Here is a 26760-nt window from a genome sequence, read left to right on the forward strand (position 1 = left end):
ACTTATGGAATAACAGCAAAACGCCTCCCGATAATAGGGAGGCGTTTGCTGTTCATTTTATGATTCAAAGGCCACCAGGTCGTCACGGACGACTTTCTTGTATCCGACGATTTCCTGGATTTCATCACCGTCGATCGTTTCTTTCGACATGAGCGCGTCAACGAGACGGGCGTACTCGGCAGCATAGCGCTTGATGAGCAGCTCAGCCATCTCGAGGGCTTCATCAAACAGTTCCTGCATGCGGGCTTCTTTTTCATTATTGTTGAATGTCAGTTTGAAGCCTTCCTGAAGAAGACCGGTGTCGACCATTTCCTCAAGCAGATGTTTGGCCTGTTTGACGTCACCGCCCACACCAAGGCTGTGCTCGCCGAGATGAAGCCGCTCGGCGACGCCGCCTGCAAGAATCATCGCGACACGGTCAAGCTGCTCGCTCACGGTCGACAGATGCAATTCCTTTTGGAGAGGGGCCACATATCCGAGCGCCATGCCGCGCGGGATGATGGTCGCCTTCCGTACTGATCCCGGATTCGTGAGCGCCTGAACAAGTGCGTGTCCGGCTTCATGGATGGCGACACGGTACTTTGTTGCAGGGTCGTTCAGGGAGCGGGCCGTACTGCCGAGAATAGTCCGGTCGATCGCAAAGTCAAGGTCGCGCTTGGCGATTTCGGTACGGCCGTCCCTGAGTGCCCGACGGCTTGCCATTTCAAACAGGGAGCTTAGTTCGGCGCCGGAGAAGCCTGAGGTGCTTTCCGCCAGTGCATCAAACGACGCGGCGACTTCCGGCGCAAAGACCTTGCCTTTTGTATGGATATCGATGATCTCACGGCGTCCCTGGGTATCCGGAAGAGGAACCTGGAACTCGAAATCAATCCGGCCGGGACGGACGAATGCGTCGTCCAGCATGTCCTTCCGGTTCGTAGCCGCGATAAAGAGAATACCATCATTATCGTTACCGCCATCCAGCTGTACAAGAAGTTCAGTGAGGGTTTTTTCGGATTCTTCGCCGCCATGCTGCTTCCGCTTTCCGGCAAGTGCATCGACCTCATCGATAAAGATGACTGCAGGCTTCTGTTTGCGGGCGTTCTGGAAAAGGGTGCGCACGCGGGAAGCGCCGACCCCGACAAACATTTCGGTGAAGGCGGCACCGCTTGAAGAAAAGAACGTTGCGCCGATTTCCCGGGCAATAGCCTGTGCAAGCAGGGTTTTCCCGGTACCCGGAGGTCCGTATAGGAGGATGCCCCGGGGCGGCGTCAGGCCGACTTCCTCGGCGGCTTTGGGATCTTTCAGGACGGCAAGCGCCTGTCCGATCTCATCCTTCATCTCATCCGGAATGCCCCCGATGTCGTCAAGTGTGACATCCGGAAGCGGCGCGGATTTTGCTGCGCTTTGCTTCATCGAAGAAGCTGTGCCCAGCTTGCCCTTCCGGTAGAGAATGAAAAAAGTCACCGCGATGGCACCGAGAATCCCTGCAAGAAGGAGCCGGTCGCCGGTGCTCTGTTTGGAGTACTCATAGTTAACCGCGTGATTTACTACCAACTGCTCGACACTCTGGCTGTTCGGAGGCACGTTGGTGCGGTATGTTCCGTCCGGTGTCTTGAGGGTCAGTGTTCCGGAAGCCGATTCGGTGAGCGTCATCATATGGCCGGTATCAGATCGGATCAGTTCCTGCATCTGTGCGAACGGAACCTCTGCCGGCCGGGTGCTGTCATACCAGAACCACCCTGCGCCACCGACTGCCGCGACAAGAAGCAATGCGACAAGAAACACTTTGGAAGATAGTTTGGAAATCGGCTTCAAGACCGTCAACTCCTAAGTCAGAATAAGCCCATTATAGCGGATTTCTGAGTTTCTTTGTAGGGAAATGTGTTGAGTGATATCTTACAATTTATTGTCGGTGGAAGTAGTAGAGGAGTTCTTGAGTTATGAATGGCCATTCATTTTCGCTTGACAGGCGTTGTGCAGGAGTTGAGAATAAAGGTGAAAGAGTCTTTCTATTCTAACGATTTAAAAGGGGCGTGGGGGTATGCAAAAGTTGCCGGTGATCGTAGCACCGATGTTTTTGGTGTCCAATCCGGAGATGGTCATCGAATCCGGTAAAGCGGGCGTGATCGGGACGTTTCCGCTGCTGAATGCGCGGCCGGTCGAGGTATGCGCGGAATGGCTGCAGCAGGTGAAGGATGGACTGGGCGATACGCCCTGGGGGGTCAACTTCATCTGTCATAAAAAAGCGAATCAGAGGTACAGTGACGACCTGGCATTGATCAGGGAATATAAACCGCCGATCGTCATTACATCTCTCGGTCATCCGGGTGAAGTAGTGGAAGTGGTTCACGCATATGGAGGGAAAGTTTACTCGGATGTAGCGAATGTCAAACATGCAAAAAAAGCGGCTCAGACCGGAGTGGACGGCCTGATTCTCGTCTGCGCAGGCGCAGGCGGACACGGAGGCCTGTTGAATCCTTTCGCCTTCATCTCGGCGGTAAAGACATTTTACGATGGGACGATCATACTCTCAGGCGCGATGTCCAGCGGAGCGGACGTGGCCGCGGCCCGTGCAATGGGCGCTGATTACGCCTATCTGGGCACCCGTTTTCTCGCCGCGGAAGAAAGCGGGGCATTCGAAGACTACAAGCAGATGGTCATCGACTCGACGGTGGAAGACATCATTTACACCGATGCCATCAGCGGGGTGCCGGCGAACTTCCTGACGCCGTCTCTTGTGCGGCAGGGATTGGATCTTGAAAATCTGAAGGGGACGACGGGCAAGCTGGATTTCTCCGGTGAAGATGAAATCAAAGCATGGCGGGATGCCTGGTCTGCCGGACAGGGTGTCACCAACATCACAGAGCGTGGAACCGTGGCTGAAATTGTGGAAAAGCTGTCAGAGGAATACGAGGCAACCATAGCCAGGCTCGCGGAAGACCGGAGCGGGATTGTTCATTAATAAGTGAGGCACCGGCTGATGCCGGTGTTTTTTTATGGGTCCGAAAAGTGACGTGAAACACGTCCGTTTGCGGACGCGAAAAGGTGAGTTGCCGTCGCGAAAATTAAGGTTGCGGACGCGAATTGCCGGTTTGCCGCCGCGAATTCCGAGGTTGCGGCCGCGAAACGGCATGCTGCAGTCGTGAATTTAAGTGTTGCGGTAGCTAATTTTTTACGGCCGCGAACCCACACTTGGCGGTCGCGACATCTTAGCTTGCGTCCCGAATCCACTCGTTGCCGTCGTGAATCGAATCACCACGCCCCCAAATCTCTCACATCCAAATAGGGGATTGGGAACCTGTCGGCTGATGCGCTATAATGAGAGTCACAATGAAGGATCGGGGGATCGTCATGGACCGGATCATGCTGATCGGGCCGGGCGGGGCAGGAAAGTCGACGCTCGCCCGACAACTGGGGGAACGGCTCGGCATCACCGTCCATCATCTGGATGCGCTTCTGTGGAAGCCGGGATGGACGCTCACGACACGGGATGAACAAAAGGAAATTCAGCGGGGCCTCTTTGACGGGGAACGCTGGATTGTTGACGGCAACTACGGGGCGACGATGGATCTCCGGCTGCAGGCGGCCGATACGGTCATTTTCATGGATATGCCCAGGCGTGTCTGTATGTACGGAATTCTAAAGCGACGGATCCGGTATCACGGAAAAACGAGACCGGACATGCAGAAAGACTGCCCGGAACGACTCGATTTTGATTTCGTCAAATGGGTCTGGAATTATCGAAAAAACAAAAGGCCGGGGATTCTCAGAAAACTGGAGAGCCTCGGTCCGGACAAACAAGTGATCATATTGAAAAGCAGAAAGGACGTCCGCCGGTTTCTTGAAGAAATCGGACGGCGTCCTTCATGATTGGAGTGTCAACCATGCTCGAGCAGGCGCATGAACAACTAAAAACATATTTCGGCTATCCGTCTTTCCGTCCGGGACAGGAGCGGGTGATCGGCCAGGTGCTGACCGCCGAGGACACCCTATGTGTCATGCCGACCGGCGGCGGGAAGTCGGTGTGCTATCAGATTCCTGCGCTCGTCAGGGAAGGCACGACGCTCGTGATCTCCCCGCTTATTTCGCTGATGAAAGACCAGGTCGATGCACTGAATGAAATCGGCATTCCAGCGGCCTACATCAACAGCACGCTGTCACTGGATGAATTCCGATATACGATGGAGCGGGCAAGGGCGGGCGCCTATAAACTTCTATATGTCGCGCCGGAGCGATTCGAATCAAATTTCTTTCTCCAGGACCTGGTTCGGATGGATATCCCGATGGTGGCGGTAGACGAGGCGCACTGCATCTCACAGTGGGGCCATGACTTCCGTCCAAGCTATCGTCTGATCGGCAGTGTCGTCGAAGCGCTGCCCGAACGGCCGGTGATCCTCGCGCTGACCGCCACCGCAACTCCAGAGGTGCGTGCGGATATCTGCCGGCAGCTGGGCATTCCTCAGGGAAATACGGTTCTGACCGGATTTGAACGGGAAAACCTGTCCTTCTCGGTTGTCAGGGGGCAGGATCGCGGCAAATTCGTAAAGGACTTCCTGAAGAAAAACCGGGAGGAAGCCGGAATCATTTATGCGGCAACACGGAAAACGGTCGATTCCCTATATGAAAACATGAAAAAGGCCGGACTGCCGGTTGCCCGTTATCATGCAGGGCTTCCAGAAGAGGAGCGGCGTGATGCGCAGGATGCGTTCCTGAATGACGAAGCGCGTATCATGGTGGCGACGAATGCATTCGGCATGGGCATCGACAAGTCGAATATCCGCTATTGCATCCACTATCAGCTTCCGAAAAATATGGAAAGCTATTATCAGGAAGCAGGGCGTGCAGGCCGTGACGGGCTGCCAAGCGAGTGCATCCTTCTATATTCTCCACAGGATGTCCAGACACAGCGTTTCCTGATCGACCAGACGGATGACCGTGACGGCATCCCGCGCGAGCTTGAAAAGTTGCAGTCAATGGTGGACTACTGCCATACCGAAGACTGCCTCCAGCAGTACATCGTGCGTCACTTCGGAGATTCAGATACTGACAAATGCGGTCGCTGCGGCAATTGTACCGATGACCGGGAAGATATTGATGTGACGGAAGATGCTCAAAAAGTGCTTTCCTGCATCATCCGGATGGGCCAGCGGTGGGGCAAGGCAATCACTGCCAAAGTGCTCTGCGGATCTGCAGATAAGGCGGTGAAGGATCGCGGCTTCGAAGAATTGTCGACCTATGGTATCCTGAAGGGCGCCTACAGCATGAAGGAAGCGACGAACCTGATCGACTTCATGATTTCGCGGGACCTGATCGGAGTGAGCCAGGGAGAGTTTCCGACCATCTTCGTCACTGAAAAGGGCAAAGAAGTCCTGACTGGAGGCGAACGAGTCACGCGCAAGCAGGCGGTCGTCACCGTTGCAATTGGCGATGCCGATCCTCTTTTCGAAAAGCTGCGTGATTTGCGGAAGTCTCTTGCTGATGAGGCGGGTGTTCCGCCGTATGTCATTTTCTCGGACAAGTCGCTCAAGGACATGTGCGCCCGCAAGCCAATGGACGAGGAAAGTTTTCTCGAAGTCCACGGTGTCGGGGAAAACAAACTGGCGAAGTACGGGGAGCCGTTCTTGGAAGCGATCCGCGAGTTTCAAAGCGCGGAAGTATAAAGTCATAATCAGCGTCACTGGGTCATTGGATGACCTGTGACGCTTTTTTCTTAACACCAAAAGGGAATATTTATCTCACATAAGATATTATTATTATGTAAACCACAAGCGTAACAAACAACACCCCGTACAGAAATAAAGCTGTACGGGGTGTTCGTCTTAAAATATATGCTGGAAAAACGACCGGATCACATCAGCGCCCCCAATGAAAGTGCCGAGCGAGCTGCCGATGTTGCCGAGGACAACGACGAGCAGCACACGTGTCGCTTTGTTTTGCCAGAAGCCCTTTACACTAAGGACATCCTCCGTAAGTCTTTGGAAATCCTTGACGCTCGGGCGGGTAAAGTAGGCCTGAACGAGTCCGGAAAACCAACCGACAGCCAAAAGCGGATTCAGGGAAGTGAACGGTGCTGCGATAAAGGCGGTCAGGACGGCAAGCGGGTGCCCCTTGGCAAGGATGGTTCCGAGTGCCGCAAGGGAACCATTCCAGAGCAGCCAGCTGAGCATCTGGCTCGTGGCGACATCGCTGTTCTGCATGAATGTATAGGCGATGATCCCGATGATCAGGAGAGGGATCGTCCAACCGACGATTTTTGGCCAAACCGGTTTTGGCGGTCTTTCAGTCAGTTTCTTCAGATCATGTTTCCGGTGGATTTCCTTTGTGATGCCGGGAACATGAGCTGCGCCGAGCACCGCAACGACTTTCTTGCCCGGAGCGGTGCGGATCTTTTCGGCCAGATACTGGTCACGTTCGTCAATGAGCGGAGTTTTCAGCCGCGGGAATGCTTCCGTGAACTCAGCCAGCACAGCGTTCAGCGTATCCTGTGACTTCATCTTCTCCATCTCTTCTTCAGTGATGTCTTCCCTGCTGAAAATACTGGCGACTACAGAAGTGAGCAGCTGTGATTTCCCGCCGATGCCAAGATTGCCCCAGATACGGGAAAACGTAGTCTGGATATTCCGGTCGGCAAGGACGAGCTTGGCATCGATTTCTTTAGCCGACTCGATTCCCTGGATCATCTCGGCGCCCGGCTTGACGTCGAATTGTTTGGCCATCCTGTTCTGGAACGATGAGATGGCCAGGTTCATCAGAAGAAGAGAAGCTTTCTTTTCTTTAATGATCTTGAAGATGTCCATTTCTTCCCAGCGATTTCCGTTCGTGATGGCATCGAAACGCTGCTTGTCCAGCTCAACTGCGACGGTATCAGGCTGTTCGCGGTCGATGACTTCCTTTACCTGCTGTGCACTCAGTTTAGAAACGTGTGCAGTGCCAATTAGGATGATTTCCTTATCTTCCAGCTGGATTCGGGTGACGTTCTCCTCCTCCAGGGCAGATGCCTCTTCGGGCAGTGTGAATTGATTTTCTTCCATATTATTATATTCCTTCGTTTCTATAGTGGTCATACCGTTAATGATGACGGAAGAACGGTTAAAGTTCAATATTTTGGGCAAAAGAATTGATTAGATGGATGAAACGGCGTATACTTATCTCGAATTCAAGATATAAAATTTGGAGGCGACATCATGCAAAGTTTGAAAGGGATGCACCACGTGACCGCAATCACGAGTTCGGCGGAAAAGAACTATGAGTTCTTCACGTATGTACTTGGGATGCGGCTTGTCAAAAAAACGGTTAATCAGGACGACATCAGCACTTACCACCTGTTTTTCGCAGATGATCGGGGCAGCGCAGGTACAGACATGACATTCTTTGACTTCCAGGGGATTCCGAAAGGGACTCACGGTACTGATGAGATCCACAGAACCTCATTCCGTGTACCGGATGATTCGGCACTGGACTACTGGGTGAAGCGATTTGACCGCCTGGAAGTGAAACATGATGGCATCAGGCAACAATTCGACCGCAAAGTCCTTCCGTTCACCGATTTTGATGGCCAGCTGTATCAGCTCATCTCTGATGAAGGGGATACGGGTGTCGCAGCAGGCATTCCATGGCAGAATGGGCCAATTCCGCTTGAGTACGCCATCACCGGACTTGGACCGATCATCTTGCGTGTCAGCAACATCGACTATATGAAGCAGGTCATGGAAAAAGCGCTCGGCTTCAGTGAAGTCAATAAGGATGGATCGGTCTACCTGTTCGAAGTCGGAGAAGGCGGCAACGGCGCCCGTGTCATCATTGAACACAATGCCGTTCTTCCGCGCGGCATGCAGGGCTTCGGTACGATCCACCACAGCGCGTTCCGCGTTGAAGACCGCTCCGTACTCGAAGACTGGATCAAACATATGGAAGGCATGGGCTTCAATACTTCCGGATATGTGGACCGCTTCTACTTTGAGTCCCTGTACGCACGAGTAGCACCGGGAATCCTGTTCGAATTCGCGACTGACGGCCCGGGCTTCATGGATGACGAGCCGTACGAAACACTCGGTGAGAAACTTGCCCTGCCTCCGTTCCTCGAACCGAAGCGGGAACAGATTGAATCTTACGTGCGTCACATCGATACGATGCGCAGTGACAAGGAAATTGAAAAAGAATACGAGTAATCAACCGAAAGCGCAGATCGGACCCGGAAGATATTTCCAGGTTCGATTTTCATTTAAGCAGATTCGATTAAGTACATCCCATAGTAAAGCCGCATACGCGTCCAGGGTTTGCGTATAAACACAAAATGAGGGCCACCGGGTGAATCCCTACCAACCAGTGGCCCAGTTTCTACGAAGTCTCTCTGAATCACTACATCACACCCCTTGAGTTACAACCCGCCCTCATTGAATCACTACCTCCCGGTTATCCTCCAAATGAGCCATCGTTACTCCAAATCGGACAGCCATGCTCCAAATGAGCCATCATTACTCCAAACCGGCTGGCCATACTCCAAATGAGCCGCTGTTACTCCAAACCAAATAGCCATACTCCAAATGGTACCCCCGAAGCGAAAAGGTATTTCCGAAAAAGAAATGTTGGCTAGACAAATCGGCTGCAGCAAGCCGGTCAGCCGAACCATCACACGTCTTCACGGACACCCGCTTACTTCTCCGTATCAATAGCCCGTCCGGCGCATACGTTGTAAGAAACACAGCACTGACTGGAGGCGAGCAAGTGGACATCCTGGAGAAGGCTAAACGGCATCGTGAAGAAGAGGACCGGCTAAAGTGGGAAGGGACATTCGCTGATTATCTGGAGATTGTGAAGGAACGGCCGGAAGTGGCGCAGAATGCACACTCGCGTGTTTACAATATGATCAAGAGTCATGGAATTACGGAAGTTGACGGGATCCGAAGATACGGCTTTTTTGGTGAGCAGATATTCGGCCTGGAAGAAGCGGTGGAGCGGCTCGTCGAGGAATATTTCCATCCTGCCGCAAAGCGCCTGGACGTGCGCAAACGTATCCTGCTGCTGATGGGCCCGGTCAGCGGGGGTAAGTCGACGATTGTCACACTTCTGAAACGGGGGCTCGAGTCTTATGCTCGGACGGATGAAGGGGCGGTGTATGCCATCAAGGGCTGCCCGATGCACGAGGACCCGCTTCATCTGATCCCGATTCATCTGCGGGAAGATTTCCGTCGGGCATACGGAATCCGTATCGAAGGAACACTCTCGCCGCTGAATTCGATGCGGCTGGAGCGGGAGTATGGCGGACGGATCGAAGACATGCCGGTAGAGCGCATCTTCCTTTCCGAAGATAAGCGGGTCGGCATCGGTACATTCACGCCGTCCGATCCGAAATCCCAGGACATCGCAGATCTTACAGGAAGCATCGATTTTTCGACCATTGCGGAATTCGGTTCAGAATCGGACCCGCGAGCTTACCGCTTTGACGGCGAACTGAACAAGGCAAACCGCGGGCTGATGGAATTCCAGGAGATGCTGAAGCTTGACGAAAAATTCCTCTGGCATCTGCTGTCTCTCACACAGGAAGGAAACTTCAAGGCGGGAAGGTTTGCGCTCATCAGTGCAGATGAGCTGATTGTGGCCCATACGAACGAGACCGAGTATCGCTCGTTTATAGCGGACAAGAAAAACGAAGCGCTGCATTCCCGCATCATTGTCATGCCGGTGCCATACAACCTGAAGGTATCGGAGGAAGAACGGATCTACAGGAAAATGATCTCCGACAGCGACATGTCACATGTTCATATAGCACCGCATGCACTGCGTGTCGCAGCCATCTTCTCCGTACTGACCCGTCTGAAGCCGTCGAGGAAACAGGGTGCGGACATCGTGAAGAAAATGCGCCTGTATGATGGCGAAAATGTCGAGGGCTTCAGCACTGTGGATGTAAATGAACTGAAAAAGGAGTTCCCGGACGAGGGAATGAGCGGGATCGATCCGCGGTATGTCATCAACCGGATCTCATCTGCCATCATCCGGAAAGAAGTTCCGGCCATCAATGCGCTTGATGTCTTGAGATCTCTCAAGGACGGTTTATCCGATCATGCATCAATCAGTGCCGAAGACCGTGCAAGGTACATGGAATATATCGGGATTGCACGAAGGGAATATGATGATATTGCGAAGAAGGAAGTCCAAAAGGCTTTTGTCTATTCCTATGAAGAGTCTGCGAAAACGCTGATGGATAATTATCTGGATCATGTCGAAGCGTTCTGCAACAAAAACAAGCTGCGTGACCCGCTCACGGGCGAGGAGCTGCCGCCGGATGAAAAACTGATGCGCTCGATTGAGGAACAGATCGGCATCTCGGAAAATGCGAAAAAAGCGTTCCGTGAAGAGATCCTCATCCGCATCTCCGCCTATGCCAGGAAAGGCAAGCGGTTTGATTACAACTCACACGACCGCCTTCGGGAGGCGATCCAGAAAAAGCTGTTCGCAGACCTGAAGGACGTTGTGAAGATCACCACCTCGTCAGCCACGCCTGACGAATCGCAACTCAAGAAGATCAACGAAGTCGTCGCACGTCTCATCGATGAACACGGATACAACAGTACTTCCGCGAATGATCTGCTCCGGTATGTCGGGAGTCTGCTGAACAGGTAAGTTGCCGACTAGAGGCAAGATTTGCTGCGACATGGATGTACAGGACCAAAGTATAAAGCAGGTGACCGCCGGACAATGGAAATCTGGCGTTCCCCTGTTTTTTCAATTGCCCCGGCCAGTGCCCGAATTTCCGTTATATTCTTTCATAATTCAGAACATTGTCAAGCGTCCGCTCCGTACTGCATAAGATAATGGAAACTCTAAAAGAGGAGAGGCGGGTGGAGCATGAACAAATATGGCCGGTTTGTCGTGTCGCAGGATGATTGGAGCCTCCACCGGAAAGGCCACGAGGACCAAAAGCGTCACATGGACAAGGTGAAAAAGGCGATCCGGAATAATCTCCCAGACCTGATCAGTGAAGAGAATATCGTGATGTCGGACGGGCGCAAGGTTGTGAAGATCCCGATCCGCTCGCTCGATGAATATAAAATCCGCTACAACCATTCCAAGTCCGAGCATGTCGGCCAGGGAAAGGGAGATAGTCAGGTCGGCGACGTCATCGCAAAAGATGGCAGCGGACGTCCTGGACAGGGTAAGGGCAAGGAAGCAGGGGACGCGCCGGGGGAAGATGTCTACGAAGCGGAAGTGTCGGTGGCAGAGCTGGAGGAAGCGCTATTCTCAGAGATGGAGCTTCCGAACATGGAGCAAAAGGAACAGGCGGACATTATTACAGATAAAATTACATTTAATGATATCCGGAAAAAAGGCCTTATAGGTAACATCGATAAAAAACGGACGATCGTTTCTGCGCTAAAGCGCAATGCGATGGAAGGACGAAGCGGGATCATGCCGATATTGGACGACGACCTCCGCTTCAAGACTTGGGAAGACGAAAAACGGCCTGAGTCCCGTGCCGTAGTTATTGCGATGATGGATACCAGTGCCTCAATGGGCGCGTTCGAGAAGTACATGGCGAGAAGCTTCTTTTTCTGGCTTACACGCTTCCTCCGCACCAGGTACAGTTCAGTTGACATTGAATTCATCTCCCACCAGACAGAGGCCAAGGTGGTGACTGAGGAAGAATTCTTCACCAAGGCGGAAAGCGGAGGAACCAGGTGCTCGTCAGCCTATAAGCTGGCCATGGAGCTGATCGGGGAAAAGTACAGCCCGGCCCGTTACAACATTTATCCGTTCCATTTCTCTGACGGGGAAAACATGACTTCCGACAACAAAGAAGTGCTCCGGCTCGTTGGAGAACTGCTGGATGTCTCCCGCATGTTCGGATATGGGGAAGTTAACGAACACAGTCGCTACTCGACAATGCTGACGGCGCTCCGTACGGTGGACGATCCGAAGTTCAGGCACTATGTCCTGAAAGAAAAGGCGGATGTGTACCATGCGCTGAAAAGCTTCTTCCGGAAAGGGGAGGCAATCGGATCATGACTGATGCAAAGGCGCTGGAGCGCGCGATCGCGGAAATCACAGAGGTGGCGGAAGGATTCGGGCTCGACTTCTATCCGATGCGCTATGAAATCTGTCCGGCTGACATCATCTATACGTTTGGCGCATACGGGATGCCGACCCGGTTCAGCCACTGGAGCTTCGGCAAGCAATTTCACAAGATGAAGCTGCAGTATGACCTCGGACTCAGTAAAATCTATGAACTCGTCATCAATTCGGATCCCTGCTTCGCGTTTCTTCTGGACTCGAACTCGCTTGTCCAGAATAAGCTGATCGTCGCACACGTTCTGGCGCACAGTGATTTCTTCAAAAACAATGTACGGTTTTCCAATACACGGGGCGACATGGTCGAAAGCATGTCTGCGACAGCTGACCGGATCGCCGATTATGAAATCACCTACGGCAAGGACCGAGTGGAGAAGTTCCTTGATGCGGTGCTTGCCGTCCAGGAACATGTCGATCCGTCACTGATCATTGCGGATTCCGATGGGGAAGGCGGAGAAAGTCCGCAACTCCGGACAACGCCATATGATGATCTCTGGGCACTTGATCGGACTCCGGGCAAGGATGCCAGACAGCAGACACCGGCGAGAAAGAAACTACCCGAAAGCCCGGAAAAGGACATCCTTCATTTTATCCAGGAGAACGGACGCGAACTGGAAGGCTGGCAGCGCGATATCCTCACCATGATGAGGGAAGAGATGCTCTACTTCTGGCCGCAGCTTGAAACGAAAATCATGAATGAAGGCTGGGCGACATTCTGGCACCAGCGCATTATGAGGGAGCTTGATCTGACACCTGCCGAGACGATCGAATTCTCCAAGCTGAATGCAGGGGTCATCCAGCCGTCCGCAACATCAATCAATCCGTACACACTTGGTTTGCGGATTTTCGAAGACATTGAGCGAAGATACGATCATCCCGATGAAAGAATGAAGCAGAGGGGCATCGAGCCGGGCAGCGGAAGGGAAAAAATGTTTGAAGTCAGGGAAATCGAGTCGGATACATCATTTATCCGCAACTACCTGACAAAGGAACTGGCGGAACAGGAAGATCTGTATTTGTTCGGCAAACGCGGCCAGGAATACCGGATCACGGAGAAGGATTTCGAGAAAGTGCGCGATACGCTCATCTCATCCAGGGTCAACGGCGGTTTCCCGTATATCGTCGTAGAAGACGGGGATTACTTGCGAAACGGTGAGTTGTATCTGGCACACCGATTTGAGGGAACCGAACTCGACCTGCCTTATCTTGAGCATGTGCTGCCGCATCTGCATGTTCTCTGGGGGCGTACCGTTCATCTGGAAACGATCGTGGAGGGAAGGAAAATCTGCTTTTCCTGTGACGGTAAGAAAGTAACCCGGCGGGCCTTATAATAATGACAGTCACAACCCTCCTTCCCTTCATTGGAAGGAGGGTTGTTTACATAATGTAATTATTTGTGCATTAGGCAGTTTCTTGGCATCACGGCGGGGCAGGAAGGTATGATAATTGTGAGAGAAGGAGTGATCCGATGAAGTTGATCCGAGAAAATGCGAAGAAATTTGAAGGAATTCCGCTGTCAGTCCTCGACCTGGTTCAAGTCAGAGAAGAAGACACACCGGCAGACGCGATAGAAAACAGCGCAAAGCTGATCCGTCGGGCGGATGAACTAGGTTATAATCGTTACTGGCTTGCGGAACATCATAACTTCGAAGGCATCGCGAGCTCCGCAACAGCCGTGCTGATCGGCCGTCTTGCTTCTGAGTCAAAGGAGATCCGCGTCGGGTCCGGCGGTGTGATGCTGCCGAACCACGCTCCATTGATCATCGCCGAGCAGTTCGGTACGCTCGATGCGATGTACCCGGACCGCATCGATCTCGGTCTCGGCCGCGCACCCGGCACCGACCAGCAGACGATGTGGGCGCTCCGACGGAATTTAAAGGGCGGACCGGATGAGTTCCCGCGTGATGTGGCGGAACTGGAAGCTTACTTTGAGGGCGGGGAGGACATGCCTGTACGTGCATTTCCTGGTGACGGCCAGGATATCCCGATCTGGCTCCTCGGTTCCAGCGGTTTCAGTGCGCAGTTGGCAGCAAGGAAAGGCCTGCCGTTCTCTTTCGCCAGCCACTTTGCGCCGGGGTACATGGATGCGGCTCTTGAACTATACCGGACAGGCTTCGAGCCTACTGAGAGAATGAAAAAACCTCATGCAATGCCGGGTGTCAATGTCCTGATCGCCGATACGCAGGAAGAGGCGGAATACCTGATCACAACGCATATGCAGCAATTCCTCTCCATCATCCGGAACAGCCGGGGCAAGATGCAGCCGCCGGTCGAGGATATCGAAGCGCTGTGGACACCGTACGAGCGTCAATATGTCATGCAGACGCTTGATCCGAGGACGACGTTGTTCGGTACGAAGGACAAGGTCCGGGAAGGTCTTCTCCGTCTGATAGACGATACTCAGGCTGACGAACTCATCGTCAACACAGTCGCCTACGATACCGACAAGCGGATCCGTTCCTACGAATTGCTCGCTGAAATGATGGAATAATGAATAGACCCGCTGCCTGATGGGCAGCGGGTCTGATTTTTATGGTTATTTGGCAACAGCATCAGCGGGAACAACCTTCCCGGTTTCAGGGACTCCCTTTTTGGACCAGTAGGTCGCCAGGATTGGCCCTGAAATGTTATGCCAGATGGCACCCCATACACTCGGCAGTGCGGCAAGCGGGCTGAAATGGGCTGTCGCAAGAGCGACACCGAGGCCCGAGTTCTGCATGCCGACTTCGATCGAGATCGCCCTGCGGTCGTTTTCGCTGAGGCCGAATGCTTTGGCAAGCACATAGCCGAACAGCAGGCCAGCACCATTATGCAGGAATACCGCAATGAAGACAACGAATCCGGCCGTCGCGACGTTTCCGGCATTGGCAGCTGTCACTGCCATGACAATCATCAGGATGGCGATTACCGAGATCAGCGGAACGACAGCAACACTTTTTTGGACAAGCCCGGGAAGAAAACGCTGAACGATAAATCCGAGCGCAATCGGAATGATGATCACCTGGACAATCGACATGAACATTGCTTTGGCGTCGACAGGTAGCCACTGGCCTGCCAGAAGAAGCAGGATAGCCGGAGTCGCAAGCGGTGCAAGAAGCGTCGAAATCGACGTCATCGCGACCGACAGAGCGACGTTCCCCCTTGCCAGATAGACCATCACGTTGGAAGCCGTCCCGCCCGGAACGCAGCCGAGGAGGACAAGGCCTGCAGCGAGTTCTGCAGGCAACTGCAAGAGTGTTGCAATAACGAAAGCTGTAAGCGGCATCACCGTATATTGGAGGGAAACACCCGCTATCACAGGAATCGGGTTCGTAAAGACAAGCTTAAAGTCAATCGGTTTTAATGTCAGGCCCATGCCGAACATGACGATTCCCAGAAGTATGGTGATAAAAGCGCCAAACGGAAGGAACGGATCCGGAATCAGGAAGGCGATGATGGCCGCGGCGATGACGAATACAGCAAAGTTGCGTCCTGCGAAACTGCTGATGGATTCAAGAACCTTCATTTAATTTTCCTCCTTTGATGCGGGGAACAGTTTGCCGGGATTCATCAGGTTGTGCGGGTCAAGAGCACGCTTGATGGTTTCCATGACTGCCAGGGCAGCACCGTGCTCGCGGGCCTGGTATTTCCGTTTGCCGACGCCGACTCCATGTTCACCGGTACAGGTGCCGTTGCGGTCCAGGGCATAGCTGACGATGGCTTCATTCAACACCTCTGATTTGCTGACCTCGTCCGGATTGTTCATATCGATCATAAGGATGATATGGAAGTTACCGTCACCCACATGACCGGTAATTCCGCCGATCAGCCCCATCTTGTCTACGGTTTCCCGAGCATGATGTACCGCTCCGGCGAGCTCGGATATCGGCACGCAGACGTCTGTGACCATCATTTTACGACCGGGGTGGCTGTGGATATAGGAATAGGCGAGGTGATGCCTTGCTTCCCACAGGCGGTTCATGCCTTCCTGGTCCATTTCGAACTCGAGGTTGTCGCACCCGAGATCTGAAACGATTTCTTCCGTAAACTCGATGTCCTGACGGAGCCCCGCCTCGTTGCCGCTGAATTCCAGGAACAGGGTCGGTTTCACCGGATAATCAGTCCCGGCGTGGCGGTTGACCTGCTGCATCGATGGTTCGTCGACAAGTTCCACACGCGAAATCGGCACACCGGCCTGCTGGATCGAAACCACTGCTGTGACCGCATCATCGATTGTCGGGAAAGAAGCTCTCGCAGCAGCAATCTGTTCAGGAATTCCATAAACGCGGAGGGTCAGCTCGGTGAAGCAGCCGAGCGTTCCCTCAGAACCGACGAACAGCCCATTCAGATGCAGTCCCGAGGCTGATTTTGCTGCAAGGCTCCCGGTTTTGATGATGGACCCGTCGGCAAGAACCACCTCAAGATCACGCACCTGGTCCCGCATGACACCATATTTGACTGTAGTCGTGCCGCTGGCGTTCGTTGCCGCCATGCCGCCGATTGTTGCATCCGCACCGGGGTCAACGGAAAAGAAGAGTCCCCGTTTTTTCAATTCTTTGTTTAGCTGGGTTCTCGTGACTCCAGGCTGCACCTTAACGAGAAAGTCATTTTCACGGACTTCAATGATTTTGTTCATTAAAGAAAAATCGATCGTGATTCCGCCGCCGTAAGGGATCACGTGGCCTTCCAGGCTCGAACCGAGGCCGAACGGCACAATCGGCATCTTGTGTTTGGCTGCCGCCTTGACGATTTTACTCACTTCATCGCTAGTCTCGGGGAATACAACAATGTCCGCAGGACGGACGGTATGATATGACTCATCCCTTCCGTGCAGGTCACGGACGGTATCATTTGCGGTAGCGCGCTCATCGCCCAAAAGCTCCTTTAGTTCCTCCAATATCAGACCGGTTGATTGTACAGTCAAAATACTCCACTCCTTTTCCTGTTGCAGCTTGCCAAAGATGAATAATACTGAAAATTATACATGTACATTTTTGAATTACAAGGCGATTTGAAAAGTAACAATTATTTAAACGCTTTCAATTAAATGCGTACATTAAAATTAAATCCTTTACATAATTGGAGAGGAAAAAGAACATCATAAGCAAAAAGGAAAGGAGGAAAATCATGAACAAGATTTTATTGGGCTTGGCCTCTCTGGCACTTGTTATGGGACTGGCAGCATGCGGTAACAATAACAACGATCCGTCCACGACATCGAATGGACATGAGGAGAATGATGTCGGCACCGACACGAACACCAACCAGAACGGCAACAATGCGGACAACGGAGCGATGGATAACAACGGGGATAACAATAACGGAGAAGGGGACGCGAACAACCTGGAACATGACAAGGAAGTTGCGGACCGGGTATCCACTGTAGACGGAGTAGAAGGTGCGACCGTCCTGTTATCTGAGAACAATGCTTATGTCGCCGTTGATCTTGCTGAAGGCACGGATGAGACCGAGGAATTGAAAACGAAGATCCACGATGAAGTAAAGGCGGCCAAGCCAAATGTAGAAAATGTGTACGTATCGGCCGATCCGGACTTTGTAAAGCAGTTCAAGGATTACGGAAATCAGATCGAGCAGGGGCATCCTGTAAAAGGATTCTTTAATGAATTCACCGACCTGATAAAACGCACATTCCCTGACGCGAAATAACCGGATGATCAGAAGGCTTTTGGGTTTTTCGCTCCGGCAACCTGATGCCTGTCTTGATCTTGAATTTTAAAGCAAAGCCGAAATGGGCCGACAGTCCCGTTTCGGCTTTGTTTTTCTTCGAGAAGATGAATCTTTCGGGAGGGGAAATGTGAACATTTATCGAATTTCACAAACTTGCTTTTTTTCGACAAACATTGCACAAAACACGTTGTATGATGAACAGGCTGCTTTAAACCATCATAAATATACAAATGCGGAGGCAAAATGGACATGTATGTGTCGAAGAAGATTTTGAAGAATCGGATTTACTGCAGGAGAATGTTAATGTACTGGAAAGCCCGCCAGCATGGACTGACTCATCCGAAAACAGTCGAATGCAGCCAGATGCTGGATGACTTGCTGAACAGGTATCAGAGATACGATCAGCATTGTTCCTGATACGTGAAAAATAGAAAAGGCGCCGATCCAATAAGAGGATCGGCGCCTTTTAAAATAGCGTCCCAGGGGAGATTCGAACTCCCGACCTACAGCTTAGGAGGCTGTTGCTCTATCCTGCTGAGCTACCAGGACATGAAATAACGACATTTCTTATTATACACCAATCGGACGTCGGGCAAAAGGGCAAAATTCTTTTAAAGGATTTAAATGACATCAAGCTAATCGGAAGGCGCTTGTCTTATCACTTAAAGCTAGTCAGTAGTCAAAGGTGCAAAATATCCTGACAATTCAACATGAATTTTGCCTTTACCTGCAAAAATTATTCGATTATGATCAATACAGCGCTTTCATTTATGCTTTAAGGGGGAAACTGCATTATGAAATCTGTCGATAAAAATCAAGATAAAGGAAATAATCAACGGGAGTTTAAGCTTTTATGGGCTCTTCTTCCTTTGATCGTCATGATCGGAGTTATGCTCTACACGGTGGTCAGCCTTGAACAGGGCCCACATATTCCATTGATCATCGGAACGGTGACGGCAGCGCTTGTCGCACTGAAGGCAGGGTTTAAATGGAAGGAAATTGAGGAGATGATGTATAAGGGGATCCGGCTGGCACTTCCGGCAGTCGTCATCATCATCCTCGTCGGAATGATCATCGGTTCCTGGATGGGGGGCGGAATCGTCGCTTCGATGATCTTCTACGGCCTTAAGCTGCTCAACCCGTCGTTTTTCCTGGTTGCGATCTGCCTGATCTGTTCAATCGTGTCTCTTGCCATCGGCAGTTCCTGGTCAACGATGGGGACGATTGGGGTGGCGGGTATGGGCATCGGGATGGCCATGGGCATTTCTCCGGGCATGGTAGCCGGTGCGGTGATCTCCGGTGCTTATTTCGGCGATAAGCTCTCGCCGCTTTCGGATACGACCAACCTTGCATCCGGTCTGACAAACACTGATCTGTTCGACCACATCAAGCATATGTTGTGGACAACCATCCCCGCGCTGGTCATTGCGCTCGGTATTTACGCATTCCTTGGTCAGAATGTCAGCGGCAATATCGACGCCGCACAAATAGCTGCCACTTCTTCGGTGATGCAGGATAGTTTCCTTATTTCACCGTGGCTTCTGCTTGTTCCTGTAATCGTCATTGGCATGGTCGCAATGAAGGTCCCTGCCATTCCGGCACTTGTGATTGGCGCGGTGCTCGGGTTCCTTTCTCAGGTGTTTGTGCAGGGTGACACGATCACAGCTGCCATCGTTTCCTTGCAGGAAGGATACGCCATCGAGACCGGAAATGCCCTGGTCGACAACCTGTTCAATGGCGGCGGTCTGGACTCGATGATGTACACCGTCAGTATGACGATCGTGGCAATGACATTCGGCGGCATTCTTGAGTACTCCGGAATGCTCAAGTCCATCATGAACCAATTGCTGAAGCTGATCCGGAACACCGGCTCGCTCATCGCGTCGACGATCGGTGCCGCTTTCCTCACGAATGCCTCCTGTGCGGAACAGTATATTTCAATAGTCGTGCCATCCCGGATGTTTGCAAATACATACCGGAAGATGGGACTGGCATCGAAAAACCTTTCTCGGGCGCTTGAAGACGGAGGGACACTCACGTCGGTATTCATCCCATGGAATACATGTGGCGTGTTTATCCTCGGCACACTCGGTGTTGGTGTAGTAGAATACGGTCCTTATGCATTGCTTAACCTGCTTTGCCCGGTCATTTCAATCATTTACGCATTCACCGGATTTACGATTGCAAAGATTGATGATGGGGGCGGCGGAGCCGGCGGAGAGAAAGAGCCTACAGAAGTGAAGACGGAACTGCAGCACGTGTAATTTTAAAAAGAAGCCCTGCCTTGGGGCTTCTTTTTTATGTTATTTGGCGGCTCACTATAGCCAGGTTTACTCATTCGAGGATTCATTTTCATCATTCATGAGCCTGATAAAAACATTAAGCCTGCAATCTAATCATCGTTCCTTTTTCTTTTGGACGGTCAATTTTCCATCCGGAAGGTATTCTGCATAAAACACTTCTGAAACGGAGGTGATGTTTTGCTTTCTCAGTTCACTGATCAGCCACTCCGGCGATAATCCGAGTTCGTTCATCTCATGGCTGGACATCTGTCCGTCAAGGACGACGGTGGTCGGAAGGTTCCTGTGTGTTTTTTGGGGAACTTGCAAATCTTCTTTTGTGACAGGAAGTTTTTCCGGTTTCATCAGGACACTGAGCTGGCCATTCGGCTCTAGAATGGCATATTCGACTGAGGAAATTGAGAATGCTTTTTCCCGCCGCAGCAGCATGCTCAGATCGTCCATGTTCAGCCTGAGCTGCGAGAGTATGTCTTCCTGGACGATTCCCTTGCGGATGAGGATGGAGGGTTCTCCATCGATCAGCAATCGGGTTTTCTTGGACTTCAGCCCGGCTATCCCCAGAAGAATGACCAACATGCCCCATACAAAAAGAGCGATCAGATCATGGAAGGAATCATTGCCTGCTGGCCTGACCGCAAGATCGGCTGTGATTGAACCGATGGTGATGCCTGCGATGTAATTAAAATAAGTCAACTGGCTCATCTGTTTTTTTCCCATTAGCCGAGTGAGAAGAAGCAGGGCGAAGAAGGCGAACAGCGAGCGCAAAATGGTGACGAAGTATTCATTCATGCCGTCCATTTCATACCACTCCCAAATATTAATCATCAGTATAGGGTGTGGAAAGTGAATCAGACTATACAAAAAGCACCGATTTTCCAATTGGAAAATCGGTGCCGTTAGCGGAGATGAGAGGATTTGAACCCCCGCGGCGCGTGAACGCCCTAACTGATTTCGAGTCAGTCCCCTTCAGCCTCTTGGGTACATCTCCATGATTTGATGACAAAAGAAATTATAGCACCTCAGAAAAAAGGGTGCAACCCTTCTGCCGGTATTTTTTTTTGGAGGGCGTAAAGTCATGTGCGGCTGGTCGTTCCGACCTAACGTGGAAAACGGGGATAAGTTGAATTCAAGCCAATTGAACCATCCCTTTATTCGGATTTCAAGAGGAGGTGAGCCTGATATGATTAAACTGTCTGAATTATGAAATGGAGGAGGCTGTTAATTGAAAAAGAAAACCATCGCATTTTCACTCGCGGCAATGCTGGCTGCCGGCGCTGCTTTGCCCACTGCGGTCATTGCCCAGCCGCTGGAAACAGGCTACCAGGAAGCGCTTGACCAGTTTGACCAGAAAGCCATCCGGAAAATCGACGTGGACCGGATCTACAATCACATCGCGATTCTTTCTGAGGCACCGCGTGTGGCCGGGACGGATGTGGAAAACCGGGCTGTGGAATATCTCACAGAAGAGTTCGAGTCGTATGGTTATGACGTGGAAGTCCAGCCGTTCACCTACACCGGTTATACAGAGCCGACGCGTATTGAACTCACTGTCGCGGGATATGACCGGGAGCTGAGCCCGGGCAACTTCACATATGGCGTTTCCGGAGATGTTACAGCAGGACTCGTTAATGCGGGAATCGGCTCGAAGGCTGATTTTGAACGCATCGAGGCCGAAGGGAAGATTGCAGTCATCCAGCGCGGAGAATTCAGCTTCGCGGAGAAGGTTATTAACGCCTCGGAAGCCGGGGCTGCAGGCATCATTATTTACAATAATGGACCGGGAGCCCTGAACGGAACGCTTGGCGGACATGACGACCGCTATATCCCTGCAGTTTCGCTTTCACAGGAACAGGGCCAGGCACTATTGGAACTTCTGGAAGCAAACGCCGGGGCAGAGGCCCGTGTTCTGGTCGAAGGAGCGGAAACAGGCGAGCATACCTCACATAACGTGATCGCGACCAAGCATCCGACAAACAAGAAGAAGGACACAGGTGAAGTCATTTTAATCGGCTCCCATATGGACTCGGTTCCGGAGGCGCCCGGCGCAAATGACAACGCATCCGGTACTGCGGTGACACTGGAGCTTGCACGCGCGATGAAGAACTTGCCGTCCGACACTGAAATCCGTTTTGCTTCGTTCGGTGCTGAAGAGCTCGGTCTGATTGGTTCCCACCATTATGTCAGCGAACTCTCAGAATCGGAAAAAGACCGCATCATCGCCAATTTCAATCTTGATATGGTCGGAAGCCGCGATGCGGGCGATCTGATCGTCGCATCCGTGGACGGCGAACCGAACCTCGTAACTGAACTGACCCAGAAAGCGAGTGAAAAACTGAACGGAGAGCCGACCACCCGCGGACGGAGCGGTTCCAGTGACCATGTACCGTTCCACCAGGCCGGAATCCCGGCGGCCCTCTTTATCCACAGCCCGCTGGAGCCTTGGTACCACACGCCTCAGGATACGCTCGATAAGATCAGCAAGGAAAAGCTTCAGGATGTCGCCGAGATCGTGGCAGCAGCGGTATATGACCGTGCCCGTTTCGACAACCAAAAACCTAAAGAGAAAAAGCGGACCGAAACATCTATCCCGAAAGAAGCGTACTTCGAACAATCGATACGCTAACTGTTCGGAAAGAACAGAGCGACAAGTCATACTTGAGAGCCGTCACCCCGGCAGCCGGGGTGACGGTTTTAATTTCAAGTGGCGGACCCATGTTTCAAGCATCGAGCCCATATTGCAAATGGAGGATCCATGTTGCAAGTTGCACCCCCATGTTTCAAGTTGTAAACGAATCCTCCTTTCCAGCCCCCTTAATCCAGCCGTTTAGCGATATAGAGGCTTTTTTTCTATTTCCCGTCACTGTATAATCCGGAAATAAGAGGAGGTGAATGCGTTGGAGAACCAAGTTACTGCCCACGAGGTGGCAAAACTTGCGGGGGTTTCGCAATCGTCGGTTTCCCGGGTCTTTACAAAGGGAGCAAGTGTCTCCGGAAAGACCAGGGAAAAAGTTCTGAAAGCCGCGGAACAGCTGGGCTATCGGCCGAACGAGTATGCCCGGAGTCTGATTATGAGAAAATCAAGCCTGATCGGTCTGGTCATGAAAGGCGTATCCAACCCTTATTATCCGCACGCTGTGAAGAAGTTCACTTCGGAACTGAAAAAGCTTGGATATAGCGTACTCCTGATTGATACAGATGATATCGAACTGCAAATGCATGATATAGATGCCCTGCTGTCTTACCACGTTGCAGGAGTGGTCATCATGGACGCGACTGCATCTCTCCAAACCGCTGAGATGCTCAAGCGTTTCCGCATACCGGCCGTGCTGTTCAATCGTGTCGTTCCGGGTTCCGGGCTACACTCGGTCAGCTGTGAAAACGAAACGGCTGCCAGGGAAATCGCACGTCTTCTTATCGACCGGGGATGTAAATCATTTACATACGTTGGAGGACGTGAAGGAGCTTCCACGCATATTGAGCGCCTGAAAGGGTTTACTGAGGAACTGGAGAATCATGGTTTTGGATGCCAAGTATTGCCGGGTGACTTCACCTATGGCACCGGGTACCGGAATGGTGCTGAAATGGTCGAGTCCGGCCGCCTCACGGATGCGGTGTTTGCCGTGACTGATATTATGGCCTATGGGATTTTTGATGCTTTCCGTGACCGGGGGGTCCGTGTTCCGGAACAGGTCAAGCTTATCGGATTCGATGATATCGAAATGTCTTCCTGGTCCCCTTATCAGCTTTCTACATATGCGCATCCGGTGGACAGGATGGTCGCACTCTCCATTGAACTGCTTCTCGATCCGGAGCGTAGCCATGCGGACGGAGAAGTTCATTATCTCCCGGGTGAGATGAAATTGCGGGGGACTACATAAAAAAACAGTCTTGACTGTTTCGATAATTTTAAGTAATGTACTTTTTGTAAGCGTTTTTGCATACGTATTCACCCATGTTTGCATACGTATTCATTCCAGCAGATCTTGAAAGGGGTCCATCCAATATGAAATTCATCAAACAGGGAAAATCCACTGAAGAAGTTAAACAGAGTGACGCAAAGGTTTCAGAAACGGTAGCTGCGGCACTTTCCGATATCGAAGAAAAAGGCGATGCGGCAGTACGTGAAATGTCTGCTCGGTTCGATAAGTGGGAGCCGGAATCGTTCCGTCTGAGTGAAGAACAGATTTCCGAAATTGTCGGCCGTGTGCCGGATCAAGTCATCGAGGACATCAAGTTCGCACAAAAGAATATTCGTGAATTCGCGGAAGCTCAGCTGGCCTCGCTGAGCGATGTTGAAGTAGAAAACATCCCGGGCGTCATCCTCGGCCACAAAAACATTCCGGTCAACAGCGTCGGATGCTACATCCCGGGCGGCCGTTATCCGATGGTCGCGTCGGCCCACATGAGTGTACTTACAGCAAAAGTGGCAGGTGTCAAGCGGGTGATCGCATGCACACCTCCGATTAACGGAGAGATTCCTGAAGCGACGGTTGCAGCGATGCACCTTGCGGGCGCTGATGAAATCTACCTTCTCGGCGGCATCCAGGCTATGGGCGCCATGGCAATCGGCACGGAAACAATCGAATCGGTCGATATGATTGTCGGACCGGGTAATGCGTTTGTCGCGGAAGCGAAGCGTCAACTGTATGGCCGAGTCGGAATCGACCTGTTCGCAGGCCCTACAGAAACACTTGTTGTCGCAGATGAAACAGCCGATGCAGAAATGATTGCAACCGACCTGCTCGGCCAAGGGGAACACGGCCCGACATCACCGGGTGCTCTCGTCACGACAAGCGAAAAGCTCGCGCATGAGACACTCGAAGAAATCGAGCGCCAACTGCAAGTATTGCCGACTGCTGATGTTGCTCGCGTTTCCTGGGACGATTACGGCCAGGTGATTGTGGTTGATTCGATCGAGGAAGCAAGGGAAGTGGCGGATGAGATGGCTTATGAGCACGTCGAAATCCTGACCGAAAATCCGGATTACTTCCTCGAAAACATGACTAATTACGGCTGCCTGTTCCTCGGTCCTGAAACAAACGTCGCATACGGCGATAAAGTGATCGGAACAAACCATACGCTTCCTACAAAAGGAGCAGCCCGTTACACAGGCGGTCTGTGGGTCGGAAAATTCATCAAGACAGTCACTTACCAGAAAGTGAAGCCAGAAGCAAGCGCCTATATCGGTGAATACGCAGCTCGTCTCTGCCAGCTTGAAAACTTCGCGGGACATGCCGAGCAGGCCTTGCTCCGTGTCCGCAGATACGGCGACCAGAAGAAAAACTAAAAAATCATTTTTTCCGGCCCCGGGTCTTAGGACTCGGCGGCCGGGATACATAATTAGGGGGATTTGTTCATGCTCGGAATGATAGGGATGATCGGGGGCCTGGTTCTGCTCATTTGGTTGACGATGCGCGGAATGAACCTTTTGATCGTCGCGCCGCTCTCGGCGCTGTTTGTTGCTTTGATGAACGGCCTGCCCCTCTTCCCGCAGCTTGCGGAAAAGGGCGCAGCCAACTTCTTGACGGGTTACATGGAAGGGTTCTCAGGGTTCATTATGTCCTGGTATCTGATGTTCCTGGCTGGTGCGATATTCGGTAAAGTCATGGAAGACAGTGGTGCTGCGGATGCGGTATCCAAATGGATCGTTGATAAGCTCGGGATGAAACAGGCGGTTCTTGCGGTAGTCGCGGCCTGTGCGGTCCTGACTTACGGCGGTGTCAGCCTCTTCGTCGTAGCCTTCTCTGTGTACCCGATGGCGGTCAGCCTCTTTAAAGAAGCAGATCTGCCACGCAGGTTCATTCCGGCAGCACTTGCTTTCGGTTCTACAACGTTCACCATGACATCGGCAGGTTCTCCGGAAATCCAGAACTGGATTCCGATCGAGTTTCTTGGCACATCGCCACTTGCTGGATGGGAAGTGAGTCTGATTGTCGCTGTGTTCATGATGGTCTTCGGTTATTGGTGGCTCCGGAAGATGATCCGAAAAGCCGTTTCCAATGGTGAGCATTTCATCGAGAGAGAGTCGGATCACAGGGAAGATCGGGACGAGCTTCCACACCCATTCCTCAGCCTGATTCCGCTGCTCGTTGTACTGTTCGTCTCCTTTGGGTTCCACGACTCCCTGGGTACTTCCGCTCTGATCATTGCGCTTTCGGGCGGGGTGATCGCCACTTACCTTTTGAACCGCAGGTATTTCAGGAACTTCGGGAACGCGGTTTCCGAGGGGACACTCGGCGCGATCGTCGCTATTGCAAATACTGCCGCGGTCGTCGGGTTCGGCGGCGTGGTCAAAACGACACCGGCCTTTGCAACTGCGGTAGATGCGATTACAAGCATACCGGGAAGCCCGCTGATTGGCGGAGCGGTCGCGGTCGGCATTATCGCCGGTTTGACCGGTTCTTCTTCGGGCGGACAGGCCATCGCGTTGCCGCTCCTCGCGCCGCATTATCTGGACATGGGCGTAAATGCGGAAGCCCTTCACCGTACTGTCGCCATTTCCTCCGGATCGCTTGACTCCCTGCCACACGGCGGTTATACAGTCACGACAATCCGGTCTATTGCCGGCGAGACCCATAAGGATGCTTATCCGGCCATGGGCGCCATGACGGTTATCGTACCGCTCGTAGGTGCAGCCCTTGCCGTCATCCTGTTCTCCCTTGGACTGGGTATCTGATCTATCCCCGGCAGCATCCCATGCTGCCGGGTTTTATTTGTGAAATAATGAATGGAAAGGGATGGGAAT

20 protein-coding genes and 2 tRNA genes are annotated in these 26760 nt (G+C 52.1%); 15 read left to right on the forward strand and 7 right to left on the reverse strand.

Annotated features, from left to right (window positions below):
• Positions 1-57: 57 nt before the first annotated feature.
• The gene (locus tag DZC51_RS09880) at positions 58-1797 is read right to left on the reverse strand and encodes an AAA family ATPase (RefSeq protein ID WP_157295307.1); all 1740 of its coding nucleotides are present in this window, start codon (positions 1795-1797) and stop codon (positions 58-60) included.
• A 226-nt stretch (positions 1798-2023) separates the two neighbouring features.
• Here DZC51_RS09880 and DZC51_RS09885 point away from each other — a divergent pair, with 226 nt between their 5' ends.
• From DZC51_RS09885 to recQ, 3 genes are all read left to right on the forward strand, one after another.
• The gene (locus tag DZC51_RS09885) at positions 2024-2944 is read left to right on the forward strand and encodes an NAD(P)H-dependent flavin oxidoreductase (RefSeq protein WP_157295309.1); all 921 of its coding nucleotides are present in this window, start codon (positions 2024-2026) and stop codon (positions 2942-2944) included.
• A gap of 389 nt (positions 2945-3333) precedes the next feature.
• Positions 3334-3852: a DNA topology modulation protein gene (locus DZC51_RS09890; RefSeq protein WP_157295311.1), complete on the forward strand. Its 519-nt coding sequence runs from the start codon at positions 3334-3336 to the stop codon at positions 3850-3852.
• Between the two features lie 14 nt (positions 3853-3866).
• Positions 3867-5642 (forward strand): DNA helicase RecQ, encoded by a 1776-nt coding sequence (gene recQ / locus DZC51_RS09895; protein WP_157296043.1) that lies wholly within the window; start codon positions 3867-3869, stop codon positions 5640-5642.
• Positions 5643-5801: 159 nt separating this feature from the next.
• Here recQ and DZC51_RS09900 read toward each other — a convergent pair whose 3' ends face one another.
• On the reverse strand, positions 5802-7013 hold the full coding sequence (locus DZC51_RS09900) for a TraB/GumN family protein (RefSeq protein ID WP_157295313.1): 1212 nt from the start codon (positions 7011-7013) through the stop codon (positions 5802-5804).
• A gap of 153 nt (positions 7014-7166) precedes the next feature.
• Between DZC51_RS09900 and DZC51_RS09905 the strand changes: the two genes are divergently transcribed.
• The 5 genes from DZC51_RS09905 (at position 7167) to DZC51_RS09925 (ending at position 14539) form a co-directional block, all read left to right on the forward strand.
• A complete protein-coding gene (locus DZC51_RS09905) occupies positions 7167-8150 on the forward strand; it encodes a ring-cleaving dioxygenase (protein ID WP_157295315.1) in 984 nt (327 codons plus the stop codon).
• A gap of 556 nt (positions 8151-8706) precedes the next feature.
• Positions 8707-10602 (forward strand): PrkA family serine protein kinase, encoded by a 1896-nt coding sequence (locus DZC51_RS09910; protein ID WP_157295317.1) that lies wholly within the window; start codon positions 8707-8709, stop codon positions 10600-10602.
• Positions 10603-10827: 225 nt separating this feature from the next.
• Positions 10828-11985: a sporulation protein YhbH gene (gene yhbH / locus DZC51_RS09915; protein ID WP_157295319.1), complete on the forward strand. Its 1158-nt coding sequence runs from the start codon at positions 10828-10830 to the stop codon at positions 11983-11985.
• Complete coding sequence (locus tag DZC51_RS09920; RefSeq protein ID WP_157295321.1) at positions 11982-13379, forward strand: SpoVR family protein; 1398 nt, start codon at positions 11982-11984, stop codon at positions 13377-13379. The genes yhbH and DZC51_RS09920 overlap by 4 nt, the downstream gene beginning before the upstream one ends.
• A 137-nt stretch (positions 13380-13516) precedes the next feature.
• A complete protein-coding gene (locus tag DZC51_RS09925; protein WP_157295324.1) occupies positions 13517-14539 on the forward strand; it encodes an LLM class flavin-dependent oxidoreductase in 1023 nt (340 codons plus the stop codon).
• 45 nt (positions 14540-14584) lie between these two features.
• Here the strand turns inward: DZC51_RS09925 and DZC51_RS09930 are convergent, their stop codons facing one another.
• A complete protein-coding gene (locus DZC51_RS09930) occupies positions 14585-15553 on the reverse strand; it encodes a bile acid:sodium symporter family protein (protein ID WP_157295326.1) in 969 nt (322 codons plus the stop codon).
• A complete protein-coding gene (locus DZC51_RS09935) occupies positions 15554-16951 on the reverse strand; it encodes an FAD-binding oxidoreductase (protein WP_157295327.1) in 1398 nt (465 codons plus the stop codon).
• A 203-nt stretch (positions 16952-17154) separates the two neighbouring features.
• Between DZC51_RS09935 and DZC51_RS09940 the strand changes: the two genes are divergently transcribed.
• Together DZC51_RS09940 and DZC51_RS09945 are read left to right on the forward strand one after the other, a co-directional pair.
• A complete protein-coding gene (locus DZC51_RS09940; RefSeq protein ID WP_157295329.1) occupies positions 17155-17694 on the forward strand; it encodes a YhcN/YlaJ family sporulation lipoprotein in 540 nt (179 codons plus the stop codon).
• Between the two features lie 270 nt (positions 17695-17964).
• Complete coding sequence (locus DZC51_RS09945) at positions 17965-18132, forward strand: Spo0E family sporulation regulatory protein-aspartic acid phosphatase (RefSeq protein WP_370513687.1); 168 nt, start codon at positions 17965-17967, stop codon at positions 18130-18132.
• A 58-nt stretch (positions 18133-18190) separates the two neighbouring features.
• Here the strand turns inward: DZC51_RS09945 and DZC51_RS09950 are convergent.
• Positions 18191-18264: transfer RNA gene (locus tag DZC51_RS09950), tRNA-Arg, on the reverse strand.
• 245 nt (positions 18265-18509) lie between these two features.
• Between DZC51_RS09950 and nhaC the strand changes: the two genes are divergently transcribed.
• Complete coding sequence (gene nhaC / locus DZC51_RS09955) at positions 18510-19979, forward strand: Na+/H+ antiporter NhaC (protein ID WP_157295333.1); 1470 nt, start codon at positions 18510-18512, stop codon at positions 19977-19979.
• 132 nt (positions 19980-20111) lie between these two features.
• Here the strand turns inward: nhaC and DZC51_RS09960 are convergent, their stop codons facing one another.
• Both DZC51_RS09960 and DZC51_RS09965 read right to left on the reverse strand, forming a co-directional pair.
• Entirely contained in the window at positions 20112-20813 is a 702-nt protein-coding gene (locus tag DZC51_RS09960) for a YetF domain-containing protein (RefSeq protein WP_157295335.1), read from the reverse strand.
• A 102-nt stretch (positions 20814-20915) separates the two neighbouring features.
• Positions 20916-21003, reverse strand: a tRNA-Ser gene (locus tag DZC51_RS09965).
• 234 nt (positions 21004-21237) lie between these two features.
• Here DZC51_RS09965 and DZC51_RS09970 point away from each other — a divergent pair.
• The 4 genes from DZC51_RS09970 to DZC51_RS09985 all read left to right on the forward strand — a co-directional run bounded on the left by DZC51_RS09970 (position 21238) and on the right by DZC51_RS09985 (position 26691).
• The gene (locus DZC51_RS09970) at positions 21238-22638 is read left to right on the forward strand and encodes a M20/M25/M40 family metallo-hydrolase (protein WP_157295337.1); all 1401 of its coding nucleotides are present in this window, start codon (positions 21238-21240) and stop codon (positions 22636-22638) included.
• A 271-nt stretch (positions 22639-22909) separates the two neighbouring features.
• A complete protein-coding gene (locus DZC51_RS09975) occupies positions 22910-23893 on the forward strand; it encodes a LacI family DNA-binding transcriptional regulator (protein WP_198304099.1) in 984 nt (327 codons plus the stop codon).
• A 125-nt stretch (positions 23894-24018) separates the two neighbouring features.
• A complete protein-coding gene (gene hisD / locus DZC51_RS09980; RefSeq protein ID WP_157295340.1) occupies positions 24019-25302 on the forward strand; it encodes a histidinol dehydrogenase in 1284 nt (427 codons plus the stop codon).
• Between the two features lie 69 nt (positions 25303-25371).
• Positions 25372-26691 (forward strand): GntP family permease, encoded by a 1320-nt coding sequence (locus tag DZC51_RS09985; RefSeq protein WP_198304100.1) that lies wholly within the window; start codon positions 25372-25374, stop codon positions 26689-26691.
• Positions 26692-26760: the final 69 nt, after the last annotated feature.

The sequence above is a fragment of the Bhargavaea sp. CC-171006 genome, assembly GCF_009761675.1.
GTDB classification, from domain to species: domain Bacteria; phylum Bacillota; class Bacilli; order Bacillales_A; family Planococcaceae; genus Bhargavaea; species Bhargavaea changchunensis.